Here is a 20,011-nt window from a genome sequence, read left to right on the forward strand (position 1 = left end):
TCACTGCACCCGGATGCGCGGATTGATGACGGCGTAGAGCACGTCGACGATCAGGTTCACCGCCATGACGATCAGCGCGATGATCAGCAATCCGCTCTGGACGACGACATAGTCGCGCTTGCCGATGGCATCGATCATCCATTTGCCGATGCCCGGCCAGGAAAAAATGGTCTCGGTCAGAATGGCGCCCGCCATCAAGGTGCCGACCTGCAGTCCAATGGTGGTGACTACCGGGATCAGCGCGTTGCGAAAAGCGTGCAGACCGATGACGCGGCGAGGCGCCAGGCCCTTGGCGCGCGCGGTGCGGACATAGTCCTCGCCCAGCACCTCGAGCATCGCCGAGCGCGTCTGGCGCGCTATGACGGCAAGCGGGATCGTCGCCAGCACGATCGACGGCAGGATCAAATGGCTGACGGCAGATTTGAAAGCGCCGCTCCTGCCGGAGATCAGGCTGTCGATGAGCATGAACCCGGTCGTCGGCCTGAAGAAATACTGCAGGCCGATGCGGCCGGAAACCGGCGTCCAGCCGAGATAGCCGGAGAAGAAGATAATGAGCAGCAACCCCCACCAGAAGATCGGCATCGAATAGCCGGTCAGCGCGACACCCATCGTCGCTTGGTCGAACCACGAGCCGCGCTTGACCGCGGCGAAGATACCGGCAGGAATGCCGAGCAGGACGGCGATGATCAACGCCACTGTCGCCAGTTCCAGCGTGGCTGGAAACAGCGCCTGGAATTCGCCGAGCACTGGCCGCTTGGTGGCAATAGATATGCCGAAATCGCCGGTCAGGACCCTGCCGATATATTCCAGGTATTGGATGACATAGGGCCGGTTGTAGCCAAACTGCTCGATGAGCTGGGCGTAGCGCTCGGGGCTGACGCCGCGCTCGCCCGCCAGGGCCAGGATAGGATCGCCGGGCAGAAGCCGGACGAAAGCAAACGCCGCCAGCGATATGCCGAACACGGTCGGGATGATCAAAGCGAGCTTGTGGAGGAGATAACGGAGCATCTTGCTTCATAGAACGGCGGCGCGGGAAGTCCAGCGCCGCCGTTCAATTTCTCAGGACTTATTCGGTGACGTCGACGCCGTCAAACCGATGAATGCCGAGCGGGTCCATAACGAAGCCCGACACCTTCTTGTTCATCGGCATGAAGACCTTGGAGTGGGCGATGGTCAGCCACGGAGCCTCACGCTTGAACACCACCTGAGCTTCCTCGTAGATCTTGGTGCGCTCGGCGACGTCCGTCGTCGCCTTGCCTTTTTTCAGCAGGGCTTCGAATTCCTGGTTGCACCAGATCGCATAATTGGACTGGCCGATGGCATCGCAACCGAGCAGGAAAAAGAAGTTGTCCGGATCGCCATTGTCACCGGTCCAGCCCAGTTGGAAGGCGCCATCGCGATCCTTAGCCTTGCCGCGCTGGCGATACTCAGTCCATTCGTAACTGACGATCTCCGCCTTGACCCCGACGGCGGCATAGTCGGCCTGGATCAACTCGGCGACGCGCTGGGCGTTCGGGTTGTAGGGGCGGCTGACCGGCATAGCCCAGATCTTCATCGACAGATCCTTGACGCCTGCATCGGCCAGCATCTTCTTGGCCGCCTCCGGATCATAGGGATCGTCCTTGATGTCCTTGTTATAGGACCACATGGTCGGCGGGATCGGGTTGATGGCCGGCGCGCCGGCGCCCTGATAGACCGCGTCGATGATCGCCTTCTTGTTTACCGCCATGTTGAGGGCCTTGCGGACCTCGACCTTGTCGAAGGGCGGCTGCGTCGTGTTGTAAGCCATGTAGCCGATGTTCAGGCCTTCCTGCTCGTCGACCTTGAGGTTCGCGTCAGCCTGCAGTCCGGCAATGTCGGCCGGCGCCGGGTATGACATGATATCGCACTCGCCCGCCTTCAGCTTCTGCGCGCGTACGGCCGGATCGGGCGTGATGGCGAAGATCAGATCGTCGATCTTCTGTCGCCCGCCATAGTAGCCGTCCCATGCTGCATAGCGCACGACCGCATCGACCTGATAGTCGACGAACTGGAACGGACCAGTGCCGACCGGCTTCTGGGTGAACTGCTGCCTGGTGCCGGCCTTGTCGAGTTGGTCGGCATATTCCTTGGAGACGATCGAGGCGAAATCCATGCCGAGGTCCGGCAGGAACGCGACTTCAGGCTTGTTCAGCACGAATTTCACCGTCAGGTCGTCGACCTTGACGATTTCCTTCAGGAGATCGGGAAAGCCCATGCCGGTGAAATATTCCCAGCCGGTGCCTTCCAGATAGCTGTACCACGGGCTTTCTTTCTTCCACTGGCGTTCGAAGGAAAAGATCACGTCGTCGGCGTTGAGGTCGCGCGTCGGCGTGAAATAATCGGTCGTCTGGAATTTCACACCCGGGCGAAGCTTGAAGGTGTATTCGAGACCGTCGTCGGAAACCGTCCAGCTCTCGGCCAGGCCGGGCGAGATGGTGGTCTTGCCATGCTCGAACTCGACCAGGCGCGAATAGATGGTGCGCGACGAGGCGTCGAAGTCGTTGCCGCCGCTCCATGGCGACGGGTCGAAGCCGGCCGGCGAAGCCTCCGAGCAATAGACCAGTTGTTTTGCATTGGCCATGCCGCCGAGGACGCTTGCAGCCAGCAACGCGGCTGCAAAAGTCAGTTTCTTTTTCATTGAGCACTCCCTGATGTTCTTCCAAGCCCCTCTATCAGGCTCGCGAAGGCCGCATATAAGCACCGTTTTTCTAGCTTTGGAACTGCTTGTTTGCCTAACCCACGGGAAGCAGAAAAAAATTCCGGCACGCGGCAAATTGTGGAAAAAACGAGCCGAATCCGCAGATCACGACATTATTAGCGACTTCAATTTTTTGTTGATCGGCGATGCCGCCAATTGTGGGAATCGAGCCGTTCGGTTCAAGAGATGCGCATCCGAAAACCGGTCGCGGCCGAGAGGTTTGACGGCAAGTCTTACCGCACTCCAGGTGGCGAGGCTTGCACGGCCGTCGCTTGTGGCAATACATAGATAGGTGGGCAGCGTGCCGGATTTTCCCACGTTCCGGACATTGCGGCAAGCGTGGGATATCTTTGTTGATCAGGGCGGTGGTGGCGCGCAAGCATGCCGAAACAATAAGAACGATTGAGGGAGCGACAGGTGGCAAAACCGGCAAAGACAACCAACGCGGCGAAAGCAAAGGCCGAGGCAACATCGAAAGCGGCCAAGCCAAAAGCGGCCGCCGCCAAGCCGACGGCTACCGCGAAGGCAAGCGCGAAGCCGGCGGCGAAGACCACGGCTGGAGCGGCTGCTAAACCGGCAACCGGCAAGACGGCGCCTGCTGCAAAGTCTGCCGCCAAGCCGGCGGCGAAGGCAGTGCCGACAGCGCCACGACTGCCGGCAGGTCCGGCCAAGAGATTACCAAAGGCGATCACGTCGCTGGCCGCCGGCCTGCCGGAAAAACCGTGGCTCAAGAGTTATCCAAAGATCGTGCCGGCCGAGATCGGCGCCCTGCCCTCCAGCTCGATCGGCGACTTTCTCGTCACCGTGTGCAAGCAGTTTGCGAATCGGCCGGCCTTCGTCTGCATGGGCAAATCGATCACCTATGCCGACCTCGAGCGACAGTCGGCCGCCTTCGGCGCCTATCTGCAATCAACGGGGCTGCAGAAGGGCGCGCGCGTCGCGCTGATGATGCCGAATGTGCTGCAATATCCGGTGGCGATGATGGCAGTGCTTCGCGCCGGCTATGTCGTGGTAAACATCAATCCGCTCTACACGCCGCGCGAGCTGGAGCACCAGCTCAAGGATTCCGGCGCTCAAGCCATTGTCATCCTCGAAAATTTTGCCTGCACCCTGCAAGCGGTGATCGCCAGGACCGCGGTCAAGCATGTCGTGGTTGCCTCGATGGGCGACATGCTCGGCGGGCTCAAGGGAACGATCGTCAACTTCGTTGTACGCCGCGTCAAGAAGATGGTGCCGGCATGGTCGCTGCCCGGCCATGTCAAGTTCAACGCCGCGCTGAAGGCGGGCACCGGCAAGGCCTTCAGGCCCGCAAGGGTCACGGCCGACGACATCGCCTTCCTGCAATACACGGGCGGCACGACCGGCATCTCCAAGGGCGCGATGCTTTTGCACAGCAACATTTTGGCGAACGTCGCGCAGAACGCGCTGTGGGCCGAAGACGCTTTTACCGTCAAGCCGAAGCCGGCGCATCTGAACTTCCTCTGCGCGCTGCCGCTCTATCACATTTTTGCGCTGACGGCGAACGTGCTGGTAGGCATGCAGCAAGGCGCGCAGAATGTCCTCATCCCCAATCCGCGCGACATTCCCGGCTTCGTCAAGGAGCTGCAGAAATACCCGATCCACATCTTTCCGGGCCTCAACACGCTGTTCAATGCGCTGCTCAATAATGAGGATTTTCGCAAGCTCGATTTCAAGCCGCTGATCCTGACGCTGGGTGGCGGCATGCCGGTGCAGAGGGCCATCGCCGAACGCTGGAAGGTGCTGACCGGCTGCCCGATCAGCGAGGCCTACGGGCTCACCGAGACCTCGCCGGGAGCAACGATCAACAAATTCAGCGACGGCGTTTACACCGGCACGATCGGCCTGCCGCTGCCCTCGACCGAGATCGCCATCCGCGACGACGACGGCAACAATTTGCCGCTCGGCGAAGTCGGCGAAATCTGCATCCGCGGACCGCAGGTGATGGCCGGCTACTGGAACCGGCCGGACGAGACCGCCAAGGTGATGACCGAGGACGGCTTCTTCAAATCGGGCGACATGGGCTTCATGGACGAGCTTGGCTACACCAAGATCGTCGACCGCAAGAAGGACATGATCCTGGTTTCCGGCTTCAACGTCTATCCGAACGAACTCGAGGAAGTGGTGGCGCGGCATCCAGGCGTACTCGAAGTTGCCGCGATCGGCGTGCCGGACGAGCATTCGGGTGAAGTGCCGAAGCTGTTCGTCGTCAAGAAGGACCCGGCACTGACCGCCGACATGCTGACGGCTTATTGCCGTGAGAACCTGACCGGCTACAAGCGTCCCAGGTATATTGAGTTCCGCACCGAGCTGCCGAAGACACCGGTCGGCAAGATCCTGCGACGGGCGTTGCGGGGCTAGGCGCAGCTTGAGCGATTGCATCGCCGGCGCCAACGCCGTGAGCATAGGTTCGCGCCCGGACCCGGCACAGTTCATCCGGGCGAACATGCGGATCGCTCCCGTGCCCGCGCTTCCCGAAATTCGGCTTTACACCGCCCATCCGGGAAGCGGGCTCAGGCGGCTTCTCGAATGGAACCAACATGCGACCGAAGAAGACGGACCTGAACCGGAGCCACCGTACTGGGCCTATGTCTGGGCCGGCGGCGCGGTGCTCGCCCGCTACATATTCGACCGGCCGGAGACCGTGGCCGGCCGTCGCGTGCTCGACCTCGGCGCCGGTTCGGGTCTCGTCGGCATTGCAGCGGCAAAAGCCGGGGCAAGCGCGGTCGTCGCGGCCGAGATCGATCGCAACGGTGTGGTTGCGCTCGGCCTCAACGCGACTGCGAACGGCGTCGCTATCATGATCATTGGCGAAGACATCACCAGCGGTCCGCCGCCACCGGTGGATGTCGTGGTGGTCGGCGACCTGTTTTACGCCCATGATCTTGCCGGCCGGGTCGTCCCCTTCCTCGACCGCTGCCTTGCAGCCGGCATCGCCGTGTTGATCGGCGATCCGGGCCGCGCCTATCTGCCCCGCTCGCGGCTTCGCCTGCTGGCCGAATACGAGGTGCCGGATGTCGGCGAAGGCAGGAATGCGGCGATGAAACCGAGCGGCGTGTTCTCGTTCGGACCAGCTAGCTGCGAGTCTAGACTGTCTCGCTGACCCGCGCCGAAAGAAAATCAGGCAGGTCGGCCACCGAATCCAGAATGACGTCGGCTATCTGCGACAGCGATTCACGTGTGCCGGTGCCGGACAGCACGCCAATCGCCAGGCCGCAGCCGCCGGCGCGCGCCATCTCCAGATCGTGACGATTGTCGCCGACCATTGCGATCGTCGCCGGCCTGAGCCCTGTCAGATCCGAAAAGGCAAGGATCGTATCCGGCGCCGGTTTTGGATTGGCCACCGCGTCGTAACCATAGGCGGCTTCGAAAAGCTGCGCGACGCCCAGCGTGACCAAGGTCTTTTCCGCGCCGCTGGTCGAGTCGTTGGTGGCGACGCCAAGCCGGTAGGATTTTCTGTGAAGCAGGCCAAGCGTCTCGACCACACCCGGCAGCGCCACGGCCATCGCCGATCCTTGCGCCGAAGTGATGGCGTTGAAACGGGCGACGGCAAGCATCTGGTCCTCGTCGGACAGCCGCGGAAACCACAGCTCGACGACGTCCATGTTGGTGCCGGAGGCAAAAATCGAATCCGGCTTGAAGCGCTTGTTGGCGAAGTCGAAGCCCGCCGCCGCAAGCAGCCTGTCTGCCCTCCAGCGATCGCCTTCGGCCGCATCCATCGCCATGAAGTCGGCGATGCCCAGCCATGTCGCGTTGAAATCTACGAGCGTGCCGTCCTTGTCGAACAATATTCCCTTGATGTCCGCCAAGCTTTTCACTCCAGGCCGCGCAAGCGGTGAATGTATTCCACCAGTCCGGCAGTCGAGGCATCCCGATTTGCGGCGTTCTCCTTGCCTTCAACGACGGGCAGCAGCCCGGTCGCCAGTTCCTTGCCGAGTTCGACGCCCCATTGGTCGAAGGAGTTGATGTTGAACAGCGTGCCTTCGACGAAGACGCGGTGTTCGTAAAGCGCAATCAGCCGTCCGAACGTGTGGGGGTCGAGTTTCCTGTAGAGGATCGTCACTGAGGGGCGGTCGCCGGAGAAGACACGGTGCGGAGCAATCCTGTCGACATCGGCCGGCTTCATGCCTTTCGCCAGCATCTGCGCTCGGGCTTCCTCAAGCGTGCGGCCCTTCATGAAGGCTTCCGACTGCGCCAGGCAATTGGCAAGCAGAAGGTCGTGGTGATGCTTCAGTTCCGGCTCGTGGCCGACGGCAGCGGCAAGGAATTCGACCGGAATGAAATCGGTGCCCTGATGCAGAAGTTGGAAGAAGGCATGCTGGCCATTGGTGCCGGGCTCGCCCCAGACCAGCGGGCCGGTCGGCGTCGTTACAGCGCCGCCGTCCAGGGTGACGCTCTTGCCGTTCGATTCCATGTCGAGCTGCTGCAGATAGGCCGGTAGCCTGGACAGACGCTGATCGTAGGGGATGACGGCGCGAGCGGGGTATTTGCAGATCACGCGGTGCCACCAGCCAATCAGCCCCATCAGCGCCGGCAGGTTCTTCGCCAGCGGCGCGGTGCGGAAATGCTCGTCCATCTCATGGGCGCCGTCGAGAAAGGCGCGAAAATCCTTCGGGCCGATGGCGATCATCACCGGCAGACCAATCGCACCCCAGACGGAATAGCGGCCGCCGACCCAGTCCCAGAAGCCGAAGACGCGATCGGGCGCGATGCCGAATTTGGCGACCAGGTCGAGCGCCGTCGAGACGGCGGCGAAATGCTTGCCGACCGCTTCCTTGCCGAGCGCCTTCTCGACCCATCTGCGCGCGGTTTCGGCATTGGTCATCGTCTCGACCGTGGTGAAGGTCTTGGAGGCGATGATGAACAGGGTGGTTTCGGCGGAAAGACCCTTCAGCGTGTCGTGGATATGGGCACCGTCGATATTGGATACGTAATGCGCGCGCGGCCCGTCATGATAGGGTGCCAGCGCCAGCGTCGCCATGGCCGGGCCGAGATCGGAGCCGCCGATGCCGATGTTGACGATGTCGGTGATCTTCTTGCCGGTCGCGCCCGCCGCCTTGCCGGAACGCACCGCGTCGGCGAAGGCACCCATCGCGTCGAGTACGGCAAGGACTTCCGCCTTCACGTCCTGGCCGTCGAGCACGATGCCCTTGCCGGTCAGGTTGCGCAGCGCCGTGTGCAGCACGGCGCGGCCTTCAGTGACGTTGATCTTCTTGCCGGCAAACATCGCGTCGCGCCGGCCTTCGAGGTCAGCGGCCTCAGCCAGTTTCTCCAGCAACTCCATAGTCCGCGCATCGACCGCGCATTTCGACCAGTCGAGCAGCAGGTCGCCGTCACTGGCGGAGAATTTCTCGAAGCGCTGCGGATCGGCAGCGAAAGCCTCGCGCATCGAGCCCGATTTGGCCGCACGGTGATCGCGCAATGCGTCGAGCTGCTTTTGAAAGGACGATTGATCCACTGCTTCGCTCCGGTCTCTTGAGATGCATCTTATCAGGCCGGATGTTTCCGGCGCGTGTCGTCGCGGCAAACTATCGGGTCGAATCCCATCTGTTTCAATGCGCAGCGATGCCGCAGCGCAGCGTGGGCCGGCTCAAAGGATCACTGGCATAAATCCCAGCGATCAGAAAAATTGATTGGCGTAACACCTTGTGCCACCGGTACATTCGACTGGTCCAGCCATGTGAAAAAAGCTGGCCATCGAGGAACATCTCCCATGCCACAGCGAAACGACACGGCCATTTGGTCCGGCCTGTTCCGGATTTCGGCGGAATCCGGTCAGACCCTGCAGGCGCAGATCCGCCAGGCGATCGTCGCCGCCATCCTCGACCGGCAGATCGCGGCTTCCATGCCGCTTCCGTCCTGCCGGATTCTTGCCGAAAAACTCGGCGTGGCGCGCGGCACCGTGGTGCTGGCCTTCCAGCAACTGGTCGACCAGGGCTTCCTGGTGGCGCGCGAGCGCCGCGGCCATTTCGTCAATCCCGAAGTGCTGGCGACGCCGGCCAAGCCGCATCAGAAGGCGCCCGACCAGGCCAACGAGATCGACTGGAAGGCGCGTCGGCAGATCGCGGCGAGCGACATGCCGCCGCCGGCCAAGCACGACAACTGGATCAAGTCGTCATACCCCTTCGTCTATGGCCAATTCGACCCGGCGCTGTTCCCGACCGCCGAATGGCGCGAGTGCAACCGCATGGCGTTGGCGGTGCTCGAAATCCGCAACTGGGCATCCGACATGGTCGACCGCGACGATCCGCTCCTGATCGAGCAGATCCAGGCACGGCTGCTGCCGCGACGCGGCATCTTCGCCAATCCGGACGAGATCATCGTGACGTTGGGCGCGCAGAACGCGCTTTACATGCTGGCGACGCTGTTGATGACCAAGGGCTCCAAGGTGGCGATGGAGGACCCGGGCTATCCCGATGCACGTTCGATCTTCCGGCTGGCCGGCGCCGAGATCCAGCCGGTTCCGGTCGACCACTCCGGCATCGTAACCTCGGCCATTCCCAATGATTCCGGCTTCGTCTTCGTCACGCCCAGCCACCATTGCCCGACCATGGTGCCGCTGTCGGCGGAGCGGCGGCAGGAGCTTTTGGCGCGCGCCAACCGGCACAACCAGATCATCATCGAGGACGGATATGACAGCCAGCTCCTGGACGAGGCGCCGCAGCAGGCGCTGAAGAGCCTCGATCGCTCCGGCCGCGTCGTCTATGTCGGCTCGATGTCGAAGACGCTGGCTCCCGGCCTCAGGCTCGGCTACATCGTCGCCTCGGCCGGGCTGATCTCCGAGCTTCGGGCGCTACGCCGCTTCATGCTGCGCCATCCGCCGGCGAACAACCAGCGCGCCGTGGCGCTCTTCCTGTCGCTCGGCCATCACGAGGCGCTGGTGCGGCGGCTGTCGAGCGCCTTCGACGAGAGGCGCAAGCGTCTGGTCCATGCGATTTCCGCCTTCCTACCGGAGTGGCGCTCGACCGATTCGGCCGGCGGCACGTCGCTCTGGCTCGAGGGGCCGCGCGGCACCGATTCGCGCGGACTGGCGGAGGCCGCGGCCTCGCGCAGCGTCATCATCGAGCCTGGCGACCGCTTCTTCGACCGCACCGAAAAGCCATCGCGTTTCATGCGCTTGGGCATTTCCTCGATCGCGTTGCAGCACATCGAACCCGGCATCCGCGAACTGGCGACGGCAGCTGGACGCAGGCCGGCAGCGGCCTGATCTCCCTTCCCCGACCGGAGCCTGGCGCATGTGGTGCGGCTCCGGTTCTTTAGCTCCTTGGCATATTCGACGGGACCGGCTGGCACATAGGCTGTGCCAATGCCGGCGGCATAGTCGCTGTGTAGAGGGACGAAGCAGGCCGATGGTGGACCAACCGCCGCGAGTTCCTGCCGATGAAGGTGGAGTGCTTCCATGCCAGTGGCTGTCGAACAGCAGGACACGTCGGCGAACCGTCGTCCACAGCGCTCCGGTCTTCGCGAAACAGGACATGCCATGCGATCAGCTCCTCTGATGGAGGACACCGGACCACGACACCAGGCCATCGAGAGCGGCAGCTACGGGCCGCTGCGCGGGGATGACTGCGAGCGCATCCACGAGGGCGTGCTGACGCTCCTGGAGACGGTGGGTTTCGCCAATGCCATCCCTTCCTGCATAAAGGTGCTGACCAAGGCGGGGGCGGTCCATGGCGACGACGACCGTGTGCGCTTTCCGCGCGCGCTAGTGCTCGACACCATCAAGCGGGCGGCACGACATTTCACACTTCATGGCCAGGACGCCAGGCACGACATGGTGGTCCAGGGCAAGCGCGTGCACTACGGCACGGCAGGTATCGCCGTGCACCTGGTGGATCTGGAGAAGCGCGAGTACCGCGAATCCAAGCTGCAGGACATTTATGATGCTGCCCGCATCGTCGATGGGTTGGACAACATCCATTTCTTCCAGCGGCCGATGGTGGCGCGCGACATCGCCGATCCGCTCGAGATGGATTTCAACACGCTCTATGCCTGTGTGATGGGGACATCGAAGCACGTCGGAACATCCTTCACCGTGCGTGAGAACGTGAAGCCGGCGCTTGAAATGCTGTACGCCATCGCCGGCGGCGAGGAGAATTTCCGCGCCCGGCCATTCGTTTCTAACTCTAACTCATTCGTCGTGCCGCCGATGAAGTTCGCCGAGGATGCCTGCGGCGTGCTCGAGGCTTGCGTTGAAGGCGGCATCCCGATCCTGCTGCTCTCGACCGGCCAGTCCGGCACCACAGCACCCGCGGCGATGGCCGGCGCCGTCGTGCAAGCGGTGGCCGAAGTACTGGCCGGCCTGGTCTATGTCAATGCGCTCAAGCCGGGCCATCCGGCGATCTTCGGCGCCTGGCCGTTCATGTCGGACCTGCGTACCGGCGCCATGGCCGGCGGGTCGGCCGAGCAGTCGGTGGCAACGGCGGCCTGCGCCCAGATGGCGCAATTCTACGATCTGCCCGGCGGCTCGGCCGCTGGCATGACGGATTCGAAACTGCCCGACATTCAATCCGGCTACGAAAAGGGCATCACCAATGTGATGGCCGGCCTCTCCGGCCTCAACCTCGTCTACGAGGCGGCCGGCATGCATGCCTCGCTGCTCGGCTTCTGCCTGGAGAGCCTGGTCATCGACAACGACATGCTCGGTCATTGCCTGGGCTGCGCACGTGGCATCGACGTGACCGACGAGGCCCTGTCGATCGACAGCATCACCGAGGTCTGCCTCAAAGGCCCAGGCCACTATCTCGACAGCGAACAAACGCTCAAGCTGATGCAGACCGATCATCTCTATCCCGCCTTCGCCGATCGTTCCTCACCGAAGGAATGGAACGAAAAAGGCCGACCTGATATACTGCTGCGTGCGATCACCGAGAAGAAACGCATTCTTGCCGAACGATTTCCGCGCCACGTGCCAAAACAGGTCGACGACAGATTGCGTGCCCGCTTCGGCAGCCTGATCCACCTGCCGCGCACGCATATGGGCGGCTGACCGGAGACGAGTTCGTGCAGCCATACAGCCACCACCCAGAGCCAATTCCGGACGGAAAACCGCTTCACAGTTTTCCTGGAATTGCCCCAGGACCAACCATCGGGCAGAACGACAAATGACTGCGCATCCTATCCTGCAAGCCCACACCGACGGCGACGCGATCGATCGGCTGGTGGCGTCTCACCGGCCCGGCCACGGCCTGGTGCGTGCCTTCTATCATGACCCGGCGATCTTCGAGCGCGACATGGAACGTGTCTTTCGCCGCCACTGGCATTGCCTGGCCCATGCCAGCGTTATCCCGAACCCCGGCGATTTCGAGCTGTTCAAACTGGGCGACGAGGCGGTCATCCTGACGCGCGGCATGGATGGCACGGTGCATGCCATGCTCAATGTCTGCCGCCACCGCGGCGCCGAGGTCTGCACCAAGGAGAAGGGCAACGCGAAGATGTTCGTGTGTCCCTACCACGCCTGGACCTATTCCAATGACGGGTCGTTGCGCGCTGCCCGCCTGATGCCGAAGGATTTCGACCGCACGGCGCACGGGCTGAAGAAGCTTCATGTCCGCGTTGCCTCCGGGCTGGTTTTCATTTCCTTCGCGGAGACGCCGCTCGATTTCGATCCAATCGAACAGTCGCTGCGCACAAGCTGCGGCCAGTATGGCTGGGGCGACGCCAAGGTGGCGTATCGCCAGTCCTATCCGCTCGACGCCAACTGGAAGCTCGCCGTCGAGAACTATGTCGAATGCTACCATTGCGGGCCGGCGCATCCGGAATATTCGCAGACGCATGCGCTGGAAAAGCCGGCCGAGATGATCGAGCAGCTCAACGCGGCGATGGAGCAGCGCACCTGCGCGCTTGGCATCGAGATCGGCAGCGCCAACCGCTGGCAGAACTCGGCGGCCGGTCAGGAAGCAATCCATACCTTCCGCTATGCGCTCTATGATGGCGTTTCGAGCGGCAGCCAGGATGGCTCGCCGGTGGCCCCGCTGATGGGCCGATTCACCGACTATGACGGTGGCGTCACCTCTATCCATCTCGGCGGCACGACCTTCCTCGTCTGCTATCCCGATCACGGCATGATCTACCGCTTCATCCCGAAAACGGCGGGCACCTGCGAGATGGAGCTGATCTGGCTGGTGCGCGGCGACGCGGTCGAGGGCCAGGACTACGATCTGGAGAAGCTGACCTGGCTGTGGAAGGTCACCACCCAAGAGGACAAGAAGATCATCGAGCACACAGCGCGTGGCGTGCGCTCGCACTATTTCGTGCCGGGGCCGATCGCGCCGATGGAATACAACGAATTGCGCTACATCGGCTGGTATCTTGAGGAGATCAGCCGGGCTTGATCGACTCGGCTGCCGCGGGGGGATCCGGCAGATCTTGCCTATCGCGTCATTCCGCGCTGAGCCCGTATCGGTCGACGACTTCGGCGTTGATCAGCTTGGCATGCAGCGTCATCAGCACGATCTGTGCGTCGAAGCTGTCGCCGGCCTCAAGTGCCGCCTCGATGCGGCGCTCGGCTTCCAGCGTCCGTTGATGGCCATTGGCTTGCTCGAAGGTTTCGGGACCCGCGATGCAATAGCTGCACAATTGTGCCACCGACGCATAGATGCCCGGCGGCGGCTCGTCGGTCCAGTGATCCTTCATCAGATTGACGATCGTGAGTTTTACCCCCTCCGGCACAAGGGCGGGATGCAGATCGGCGCCGCGCAATGCATCGTCGAGCTGCCTCAAGTCGCCCGAGCGACCGAACATGCCAAGGAAGCCAAGGGAAGAACGCCGTTGCGCCATAATGGTCCAACCGTTCCCAACCAGTTAGGTGGTTCACAAGCGGAATACAAACGCAGCGGCATTCAAAGCGTCGCGTTTAAGTAGATTCAGGCGATGCGCTTCAAGTCCTTGCAGGCATCAGCTACTTACCGCCAGCAACAAGACACCGGCCAGCGCCGATCCGGCAAGCGTCGGCAGCATACCGATCTTCAGCTTCAGAATGGCGATCATCGAGGCACAGGAAAGCAGCGCCGCGCGCCAGTCGATCGATGAAAGCACCGGCACGTCCATTCCAAGCCCGACATTGCGCACTTCGCCGAAGATGACGTGCAAGCCGAACCATAGAGCGAGATTCATGATGACGCCGACGACGGCGGCGGTGATCGCACCGAGCGCCGCCGACAGCGCCTTGTTGCCGCGCAGCGCTTCGATGTAAGGCGCGCCAAGGAATATCCATAGGAAACATGGGGTAAACGTCGCCCACAGCGTGAACAGCCCGCCAAACAGTCCGGCAACCAGCGGCGCCAGCAAGCCCGGCTGGCGGAACGCGGCAACGAAGCCGACGAACTGCAAGACCAGGATGAGCGGACCCGGCGTGGTTTCGGCAAGTCCAAGGCCGTCGACCATTTCACCGGGTGCCAGCCAGCCGAAGTACTCGACCGCTGCCTGCGCGACATAGGCAAGGGCTGCGTAGGCGCCGCCGAAGGTGACGACCGCCATGATACTGAAGAAGCCACCGATTTGAGTCCAAACGCTGGCAGGGCCGGTGAAAGCCCAGACCAGCAGAACAGGCCCCAGCCAGATCGGCAGCCAGATCGCCAAAGTGCGCGGCGCGTGCCATCGCGTCGGCCTGACGTGGGTCAGTTCACCGCGCTCGAACATCAGATCCACCGCGCCCTTGATGTCGGGAACATCGCCCTTGCCCTGCGATGCGGCTGAAAAAAATGCCGGCGCACTACGGTTGCCGATCCAGCCTGTCAGGCCGGCAAGCAGGACGATCAGCGGAAACGGCACGTTCAACGCGTAGATGGCGATGAAGGCGGCGAGTGCGATCGACACCATGATCGGGTTTTTCAGCGCGCGTCTGCCGATCCGGATCACCGCCTCGATGACAATGGCGAGCACGGTCGCCTTGACCCCGAAAAACAGCGCCGCGACGAGTGGTACATCGCCATAGAGCGCATAGAGGCTGCTCAGGACGAGCATGACAAGCGCGCCCGGCACGACGAAGAGAATGCCGGCAACAAGGCCGCCGGCCGTTTTGTGAAGCAACCAGCCGATATAGATGGCGAGCTGCTGGGCCTCGGGGCCAGGCAGCAACATGCAGTAGTTCAACGCATGCAGGAAGCGCTGTTCGCCGATCCAGCGCCGTTCCTCGACCAGTTCCTTGTGCATGAGCGCGATCTGCCCGGCCGGCCCGCCAAAGCTGAGCACGCCGATTTTCGCCCAGACCTTCACGGCCTGCCGGAAGCTCGGCACAGCGGGCTCCTGAATCTCCGCCGGCTTTTTCGATAGGACGGCGCTCACGATGGTTTGCCCGCGCTGACTGCGCCGGCGGCCGGCCAGTTATGCGTCTCCTCGGTGGCATCGCGGCACCAGCGGAAGAACATATCATAGAGCAGCATGCCGGCCTCGAGCTGCTCCAGATCGTTGCGAAACATCCGTGACAGGCCAAGCGAGGCGGCCAGGAACCCGGCCGCCTGTGGAACAAGATCGAGGCTCGCAGTATCGGCGGCGCGTATGATCGTGGCCAAGCGATCGAGTGCTTCGGATTTAAGCCCGAACTCCTCGATCATGGTGTCGAAGGTGCAGCGTTCGCCGCGATGGCTCCAGAACACGTTCTCAATGTCGAAAGGCACGGCCTGAAAGCGATCGGCGACGGCCGACACTTCGGCCGGCTCGACGAAGAGAAAGACCGCGTGAGGATCGATGAAGCGCCGAATCAGCCAGGGGCAGGCGATGCGGTCGACCTTCGGGCGCGTACGCGTCACCCAAACGGTGCGGCCCTTGGCATCGCGGGGCGGTATCTTGCGGGCGTCAACGAGAAGCCCCTTGGCATCGCGCCAGTCTTCAAACCCGCCGTCGAGCGATTCGGCGGCAATGCCCTCGTGGCGCAGCCATGCGGCCACGCCTTGCGAGAGCTTTTTTCCCTGTTGGCAGACGACTGTCACTTGCCAGCCGGCGAAGTCGGCAGCCCAGTTCGAGACAGTCCTGAAATCACGCCGATCCGACGCCGGCAGCAGGCGCGGGTCGGCGTTGTAGTCATCGTCGATGCGGACATCGATGATCGCGGGTGCACCCGGCAGACCAATCAGACGGGATAGTTGCGGTACGGTGATGGTTGTTGTCGACGGCATGGCGTCCACCTCCTGGAAAGAGAAGCTTGGACGCGAACATTGGGCTGACGCCTCACGGGGTCGTCGCGATGCACCCCTTGCGATGATCGTGGATTTGTCGCGCTCGCTTGTCAAGCATTGCCGTTCTCGCGGGAGCAATCGCTGTTGACAAATGACCGCGTCCAACCCTGTGCCGGGCATTTCTGCCCATTATCGGCAGGCTATCGCAGGTGGAAAGCCGAGGCTTTCGCTCTACGATGTACCCCCACCCCTACCCCTCCTGGCGCTGACCTCGGCAAATTGCCTGCACCGGCGGCTGGCTCGTGCGACGGACCCTGGTCAGTGATTGTCCCTCGGCACGCCGCTTGTATGAGCCACATCCTGGTATTTCACCGCCGGCTTCAGCACCATGCCTTCGGAAAACTGGTCGACCATGCCGCGCTGGATTTCCTGCCAGGGCGTCTGGTGCTTCGGATACTGATAGCCGCCATTGTTCTGCAGCTCGGTGCGCCGCCGCGTGATCTCGTCGTCGCTGACGAGGATGTCGGCGGTGCCCTTGCGCAGATCGACGCGGACGCGGTCACCGGTCTTCAGCAGCGCCAGCCCGCCGCCGATGGCGGCTTCCGGCGAGGCGTTGAGGATCGAGGGCGAACCCGACGTGCCCGACTGGCGGCCGTCGCCGATACAGGCCAGCGCGTGGATGCCCTTTTTGATCAGATAGGCCGGCGGCTGCATGTTGACGACTTCGGCGCCGCCCGGATAGCCGATCGGGCCGGCGCCGCGCATGAACAGGATGGTGTGCTCGTCGATGCCTTGTGCCGGATCGTCGATGCGGGCGTGGTAATCCTCGGGCCCGTCGAACACCATGGCGTTGCCCTCGAAGGCTTCGGGGTCCTTCGGGTTCGACAGATAGCGCTCGCGGAACTCGGGCGAGATGCCGCTGGTCTTCATGATCGCCGAATCGAACAGATTGCCCTTGAGATTGATGAAGCCGGCATTGGCTTTCAGCGGCTCGGCAACCGTGCGGATGACGTCGAGGTTCTCGTTGACGGCGCCCCTGCAATTGTCGCCGATGGTCTTGCCGTTAGCTGTCATGGCTTCCGGATAGGGCAGCAGGCCGCCCTTCATCAGTTCGGCGACCACGGCCGGCACGCCGCCGGCATGGTGATAGTCCTCGCCGAGATATTCGCCCGTCGGCTGCAGATTGACGATGAGCGGTATGTTGAGGCCGACCTTCTGCCAATCGTCATTGTCGAGCGGCACGCCGAGATGGCGGGCGATGGCATTGAGGTGGATCGGCGCATTGGTCGAGCCGCCGATCGCCGAGTTGACGACGATGGCGTTCTCGAAGGCCTTACGGGTCATGATGTCGGAGGGCTTCAGATCCTCATGCACCATGTCGACGATGCGCTTTCCGGTCTCGTAGGCGATCTGGCCGCGCTCGCGATAGGGGGCGGGGATAGCGGCCGAGCCCGGCAATTGCATGCCGAGCGCCTCGGCCAGCGAATTCATCGTGGTGGCGGTACCCATCGTGTTGCAATAGCCGGTCGACGGCGCCGAGGAGGCAACGATATCCATGAACTCGTCATAGCCAATCTCGCCGGCCGACAGGCGCTGGCGCGATTCCCAGACGATGGTGCCGGAGCCGGTGCGCTTGCCCTTGTGCCAGCCGTTGAGCATCGGGCCGACCGAAAGCGCGATAGCCGGAATGTTGACGGTGGCCGCGGCCATCAGCATGGCCGGCGTCGTCTTGTCGCAGCCGATGGTGAGGACCACGCCGTCGAGCGGATAGCCGTAGAGCACCTCTACCAGGCTGAGATAGGCAAGGTTGCGGTCAAGTGCAGCAGTGGGCCGCTTGCCGGTCTCCTGGATCGGGTGGCAAGGGAACTCGAAAGGGATGCCACCCATCGAGACGATGCCTTCGCGCACGCGCTTGGCCAGTTCGATGTGATGGCGGTTGCAGGGCGACAGGTCCGAGCCGGTCTGGGCGATGCCGATCAGCGGCTTGCCGGACATCAGTTCGGCCCGCGTCAGCCCGTAATTCAGGTAGCGCTCCAGATAGAGTGCCGTCATGCCCGGATTGTCGGGATTGTCGAACCACTCCTGCGAGCGAAATTTCTTCTTGTGGGTGGGGGCGCCTGCCATCGTGGTCTCCGTATTTGTATGACAAATCGATATGACAACGCGCGGGAGCAGGCAAGGGGCACGCGCCATCCGAATCCGCTCTTTGGTACGAAAGACATACATCTGCCTCCGCGCCAGACGGGATCGTGGTTTGTCAGCCCGCTATCCCGGAGAGTTGGAGCGCGTCGCCGCGGACCCTACCTGACCCTTCCGGCCACCCTCCCCCTCAAGGGGCCCACTTGGGGAGGGACATCCGCATCACTCGAACACGATGCTCGGCACTGCAGCCTCGGCCGCGCCGCGCTCTTCATTGACGCGGTCCCAGACCTTGGCGGCGATGTCGCGATAGATTTTCGCCTCAGCGCCATCCGGCTTGGAGACCACCACCGGCGTGCCGGCATCGGAGCTTTCGCGGATGCCCATCTCGAGCGGCACTTCGCCAAGGAAGGTGACGCCGAGACGCTCGGCCTCGCGGCGGGCGCCGCCATGGCCGAAGATGTCGTAGCGTTTTCCCGTATCGGGGGCGAGAAAATAGCTCATGTTTTCGACGATACCCAATAGCGGCACGTCGACCTTTCTGAACATATTGAGGCCTTTGCGCGCATCGATCAGGGCCAGGTCCTGTGGCGTCGAGACGATGACGGCGCCGGCCAGCGGCACCTGTTGGGCCATGGTCAGCTGGGCGTCACCGGTGCCGGGCGGCATGTCGACGACGAGCACATCAAGCGGTCCCCATTCGACCTCGCGCAGCATCTGCGTCAATGCCGACATCACCATCGGCCCGCGCCAGATCATCGGCGTCTCCTCATCGACGAGGAAGCCCATCGACATGACCTTGAGGCCATAATTCTGCATCGGCTTCAGGATCTTGCCGTCGACGGTCTGCGGCCTGCCACGAATGTTGAGCAGACGCGGCATGGAAGGGCCATAAATGTCGGCATCGAGCACCCCGACCCGCAGCCCGTTGGCGGCAAGCCCAAGGGCGATATTGACGGCGGTGGTCGACTTGCCGACGCCGCCCTTGCCGGAAGCGACGGCGATGATCGCTTCGATGCCGGGTACGCCGCGCTTGCCCTGGCTGTGCGAGGCGGGCGCCTGCGGCGTGGGACGCGCAGGTGCGGCCGGCGGAGCGGGCCTCTGAGCCGGTCTTTGCGGAACCGGCGCCTCCATGCCGCCGCCCTTCTTTTCCGCCGTCAGCGCGACCACGGCGCCGGCAACACCGGGGATCGCCTTGACGACACGTTCGGCCGCCGCACGCAGCGGTTCCATCTCCTGGGCACGGGCAGCGGGAACGGTTATCGAAAAGAACACCTTGGCATCGGCAATGAAAATCTCGGAAACCAGGCCGAGGTCGACGATATTGCCGGTGAAATCCGGCCCATTGACCGTCTTCAGGCGCTCGATAACGATTTCCTTGGTCACGTTTTCATTGGCGGCGGGCATGAGTTTTTCCTCTACTTTTCCGCTCCAGATAATGCAGTTCCGGAACAGAACCAAGCGATGGACCACCAATTGCAGCGGCGTATCGGGGAGGCAGCGAGCATATGACGGCATTTCCAGTGGGAGCAGCCGTCGCCAAATCGTCAGCGCAGCCTATTTCATGAGCATGGAATGACAGCCAGGGAAGGAGACGAATCATGCTCGCAAACAGCAACGCGACGGCCAATCTCGCCGTGAAGGACCTGGCCAAGGCCAGGGCATTCTACGAAGGGGTCCTTGGCCTGAAAGAGGTGCACAATGAAGGTGGCGAACTGATCGTCTATAAAAGCGGCGACACCAGCATCAACGTCTACCGTTCGAACTTCGCTGGGACCAACAAGGCGACGGCTGTGACATGGACGGTCGGCGACGAACTCGGCAAGATCGTTGAGGCATTGAAATCGAAGGGCGTGACCTTCGAGCATTACGACATGCCCGGGCTGACGCTTGAGGGTGACATCCATGTCGGTCACGGCATGAAGGTCGCATGGTTCAGGGATCCGGACGGCAACATCCTGAATCTTGTGGACCGGTAGTCGCCGCGCCAGAGGCGGCTCCAGGCGCCATGATGCTCACA

The 20,011-nt window shown here is 62.6% G+C and carries 15 protein-coding genes; 6 read left to right on the top strand and 9 right to left on the bottom strand.

Features of this window, described 5'->3' with window-relative positions; all coding sequences use genetic code 11:
- Entirely contained in the window at nt 1-1,008 is a 1,008-nt protein-coding gene (locus tag NKH04_RS00935; RefSeq protein ID WP_023676822.1) for an ABC transporter permease subunit, read from the bottom strand.
- Nucleotides 1,009-1,066: 58 nt separating this feature from the next.
- The gene (locus NKH04_RS00940; protein ID WP_352448537.1) at nt 1,067-2,659 is read right to left on the bottom strand and encodes an ABC transporter substrate-binding protein; all 1,593 of its coding nucleotides are present in this window, start codon (nt 2,657-2,659) and stop codon (nt 1,067-1,069) included.
- Nucleotides 2,660-3,136: 477 nt separating this feature from the next.
- Between NKH04_RS00940 and NKH04_RS00945 the strand changes: the two genes are divergently transcribed.
- Both NKH04_RS00945 and NKH04_RS00950 read left to right on the top strand, forming a co-directional pair.
- Complete coding sequence (locus tag NKH04_RS00945) at nt 3,137-5,098, top strand: long-chain fatty acid--CoA ligase (protein ID WP_353043940.1); 1,962 nt, start codon at nt 3,137-3,139, stop codon at nt 5,096-5,098.
- Nucleotides 5,099-5,105: 7 nt separating this feature from the next.
- Nucleotides 5,106-5,840, top strand: coding sequence for a class I SAM-dependent methyltransferase (locus tag NKH04_RS00950; protein ID WP_352830379.1), 735 nt, complete (start codon nt 5,106-5,108; stop codon nt 5,838-5,840).
- Here NKH04_RS00950 and NKH04_RS00955 read toward each other — a convergent pair.
- Both NKH04_RS00955 and pgi read right to left on the bottom strand, forming a co-directional pair.
- A complete protein-coding gene (locus NKH04_RS00955; protein ID WP_353043941.1) occupies nt 5,824-6,546 on the bottom strand; it encodes an HAD family hydrolase in 723 nt (240 codons plus the stop codon). The genes NKH04_RS00950 and NKH04_RS00955 overlap by 17 nt on opposite strands.
- Before the next feature lie 5 nt (nt 6,547-6,551).
- The gene (gene pgi, locus NKH04_RS00960) at nt 6,552-8,195 is read right to left on the bottom strand and encodes a glucose-6-phosphate isomerase (protein WP_352755997.1); all 1,644 of its coding nucleotides are present in this window, start codon (nt 8,193-8,195) and stop codon (nt 6,552-6,554) included.
- A gap of 255 nt (nt 8,196-8,450) precedes the next feature.
- On the opposite strand from pgi, the gene pdxR reads away from it, so the two are divergent.
- The 3 genes from pdxR (at nt 8,451) to NKH04_RS00975 (ending at nt 13,071) form a co-directional block, all read left to right on the top strand.
- On the top strand, nt 8,451-9,944 hold the full coding sequence (gene pdxR, locus NKH04_RS00965; RefSeq protein WP_023676815.1) for a MocR-like pyridoxine biosynthesis transcription factor PdxR: 1,494 nt from the start codon (nt 8,451-8,453) through the stop codon (nt 9,942-9,944).
- 192 nt (nt 9,945-10,136) lie between these two features.
- Entirely contained in the window at nt 10,137-11,726 is a 1,590-nt protein-coding gene (locus NKH04_RS00970; RefSeq protein ID WP_352681333.1) for a trimethylamine methyltransferase family protein, read from the top strand.
- Nucleotides 11,727-11,841: 115 nt separating this feature from the next.
- Nucleotides 11,842-13,071 carry an aromatic ring-hydroxylating oxygenase subunit alpha gene (locus tag NKH04_RS00975; RefSeq protein ID WP_352681335.1) on the top strand — a complete coding sequence of 410 codons (1,230 nt, stop codon included), beginning with the start codon at nt 11,842-11,844 and terminating at the stop codon, nt 13,069-13,071.
- A gap of 46 nt (nt 13,072-13,117) precedes the next feature.
- On the opposite strand, the gene NKH04_RS00980 is transcribed toward NKH04_RS00975, so the two are convergent.
- The 5 genes from NKH04_RS00980 to NKH04_RS01000 form a co-directional block, all read right to left on the bottom strand.
- Nucleotides 13,118-13,516 (bottom strand): hypothetical protein, encoded by a 399-nt coding sequence (locus NKH04_RS00980; protein WP_353043942.1) that lies wholly within the window; start codon nt 13,514-13,516, stop codon nt 13,118-13,120.
- A 117-nt stretch (nt 13,517-13,633) separates the two neighbouring features.
- Entirely contained in the window at nt 13,634-15,022 is a 1,389-nt protein-coding gene (gene chrA / locus NKH04_RS00985) for a chromate efflux transporter (protein WP_352818465.1), read from the bottom strand.
- Nucleotides 15,019-15,852, bottom strand: a complete 834-nt coding sequence (locus NKH04_RS00990) for a chromate resistance protein ChrB domain-containing protein (RefSeq protein ID WP_352469994.1) — start codon at nt 15,850-15,852, stop codon at nt 15,019-15,021. Before NKH04_RS00990 ends, chrA begins: the two co-directional genes overlap by 4 nt.
- A gap of 318 nt (nt 15,853-16,170) precedes the next feature.
- Nucleotides 16,171-17,976, bottom strand: a complete 1,806-nt coding sequence (locus NKH04_RS00995) for an IlvD/Edd family dehydratase (RefSeq protein ID WP_352769176.1) — start codon at nt 17,974-17,976, stop codon at nt 16,171-16,173.
- 237 nt (nt 17,977-18,213) lie between these two features.
- Nucleotides 18,214-19,398, bottom strand: coding sequence for an Mrp/NBP35 family ATP-binding protein (locus tag NKH04_RS01000; RefSeq protein ID WP_352469992.1), 1,185 nt, complete (start codon nt 19,396-19,398; stop codon nt 18,214-18,216).
- Between the two features lie 194 nt (nt 19,399-19,592).
- On the opposite strand from NKH04_RS01000, the gene NKH04_RS01005 reads away from it, so the two are divergent.
- Nucleotides 19,593-19,970 (top strand): VOC family protein, encoded by a 378-nt coding sequence (locus NKH04_RS01005; protein WP_352469991.1) that lies wholly within the window; start codon nt 19,593-19,595, stop codon nt 19,968-19,970.
- Nucleotides 19,971-20,011: the final 41 nt, after the last annotated feature.

It is taken from the genome of Mesorhizobium sp. M1365, assembly GCF_040317865.1.
Lineage (GTDB): Bacteria > Pseudomonadota > Alphaproteobacteria > Rhizobiales > Rhizobiaceae > Mesorhizobium.

Excerpts from the sequence above, each read along its gene's own strand:
- NKH04_RS00940 (WP_352448537.1), bottom strand. The coding sequence starts at position 2,659 with ATGAAAAAGAAACTGACTTTTGCAGCCGCGTTGCTGGCTGCAAGCGTC.
- NKH04_RS01000 (WP_352469992.1), bottom strand. The coding sequence starts at position 19,398 with ATGCCCGCCGCCAATGAAAACGTGACCAAGGAAATCGTTATCGAGCGC.
- pdxR (WP_023676815.1), top strand. The coding sequence starts at position 8,451 with ATGCCACAGCGAAACGACACGGCCATTTGGTCCGGCCTGTTCCGGATT.
- NKH04_RS00990 (WP_352469994.1), bottom strand. The coding sequence starts at position 15,852 with ATGCCGTCGACAACAACCATCACCGTACCGCAACTATCCCGTCTGATT.
- NKH04_RS00980 (WP_353043942.1), bottom strand. The coding sequence starts at position 13,516 with ATGGCGCAACGGCGTTCTTCCCTTGGCTTCCTTGGCATGTTCGGTCGC.
- NKH04_RS00995 (WP_352769176.1), bottom strand. The coding sequence starts at position 17,976 with ATGGCAGGCGCCCCCACCCACAAGAAGAAATTTCGCTCGCAGGAGTGG.
- NKH04_RS00935 (WP_023676822.1), bottom strand. The coding sequence starts at position 1,008 with ATGCTCCGTTATCTCCTCCACAAGCTCGCTTTGATCATCCCGACCGTG.
- NKH04_RS00970 (WP_352681333.1), top strand. The coding sequence starts at position 10,137 with ATGCCAGTGGCTGTCGAACAGCAGGACACGTCGGCGAACCGTCGTCCA.
- NKH04_RS01005 (WP_352469991.1), top strand. The coding sequence starts at position 19,593 with ATGCTCGCAAACAGCAACGCGACGGCCAATCTCGCCGTGAAGGACCTG.
- NKH04_RS00975 (WP_352681335.1), top strand. The coding sequence starts at position 11,842 with ATGACTGCGCATCCTATCCTGCAAGCCCACACCGACGGCGACGCGATC.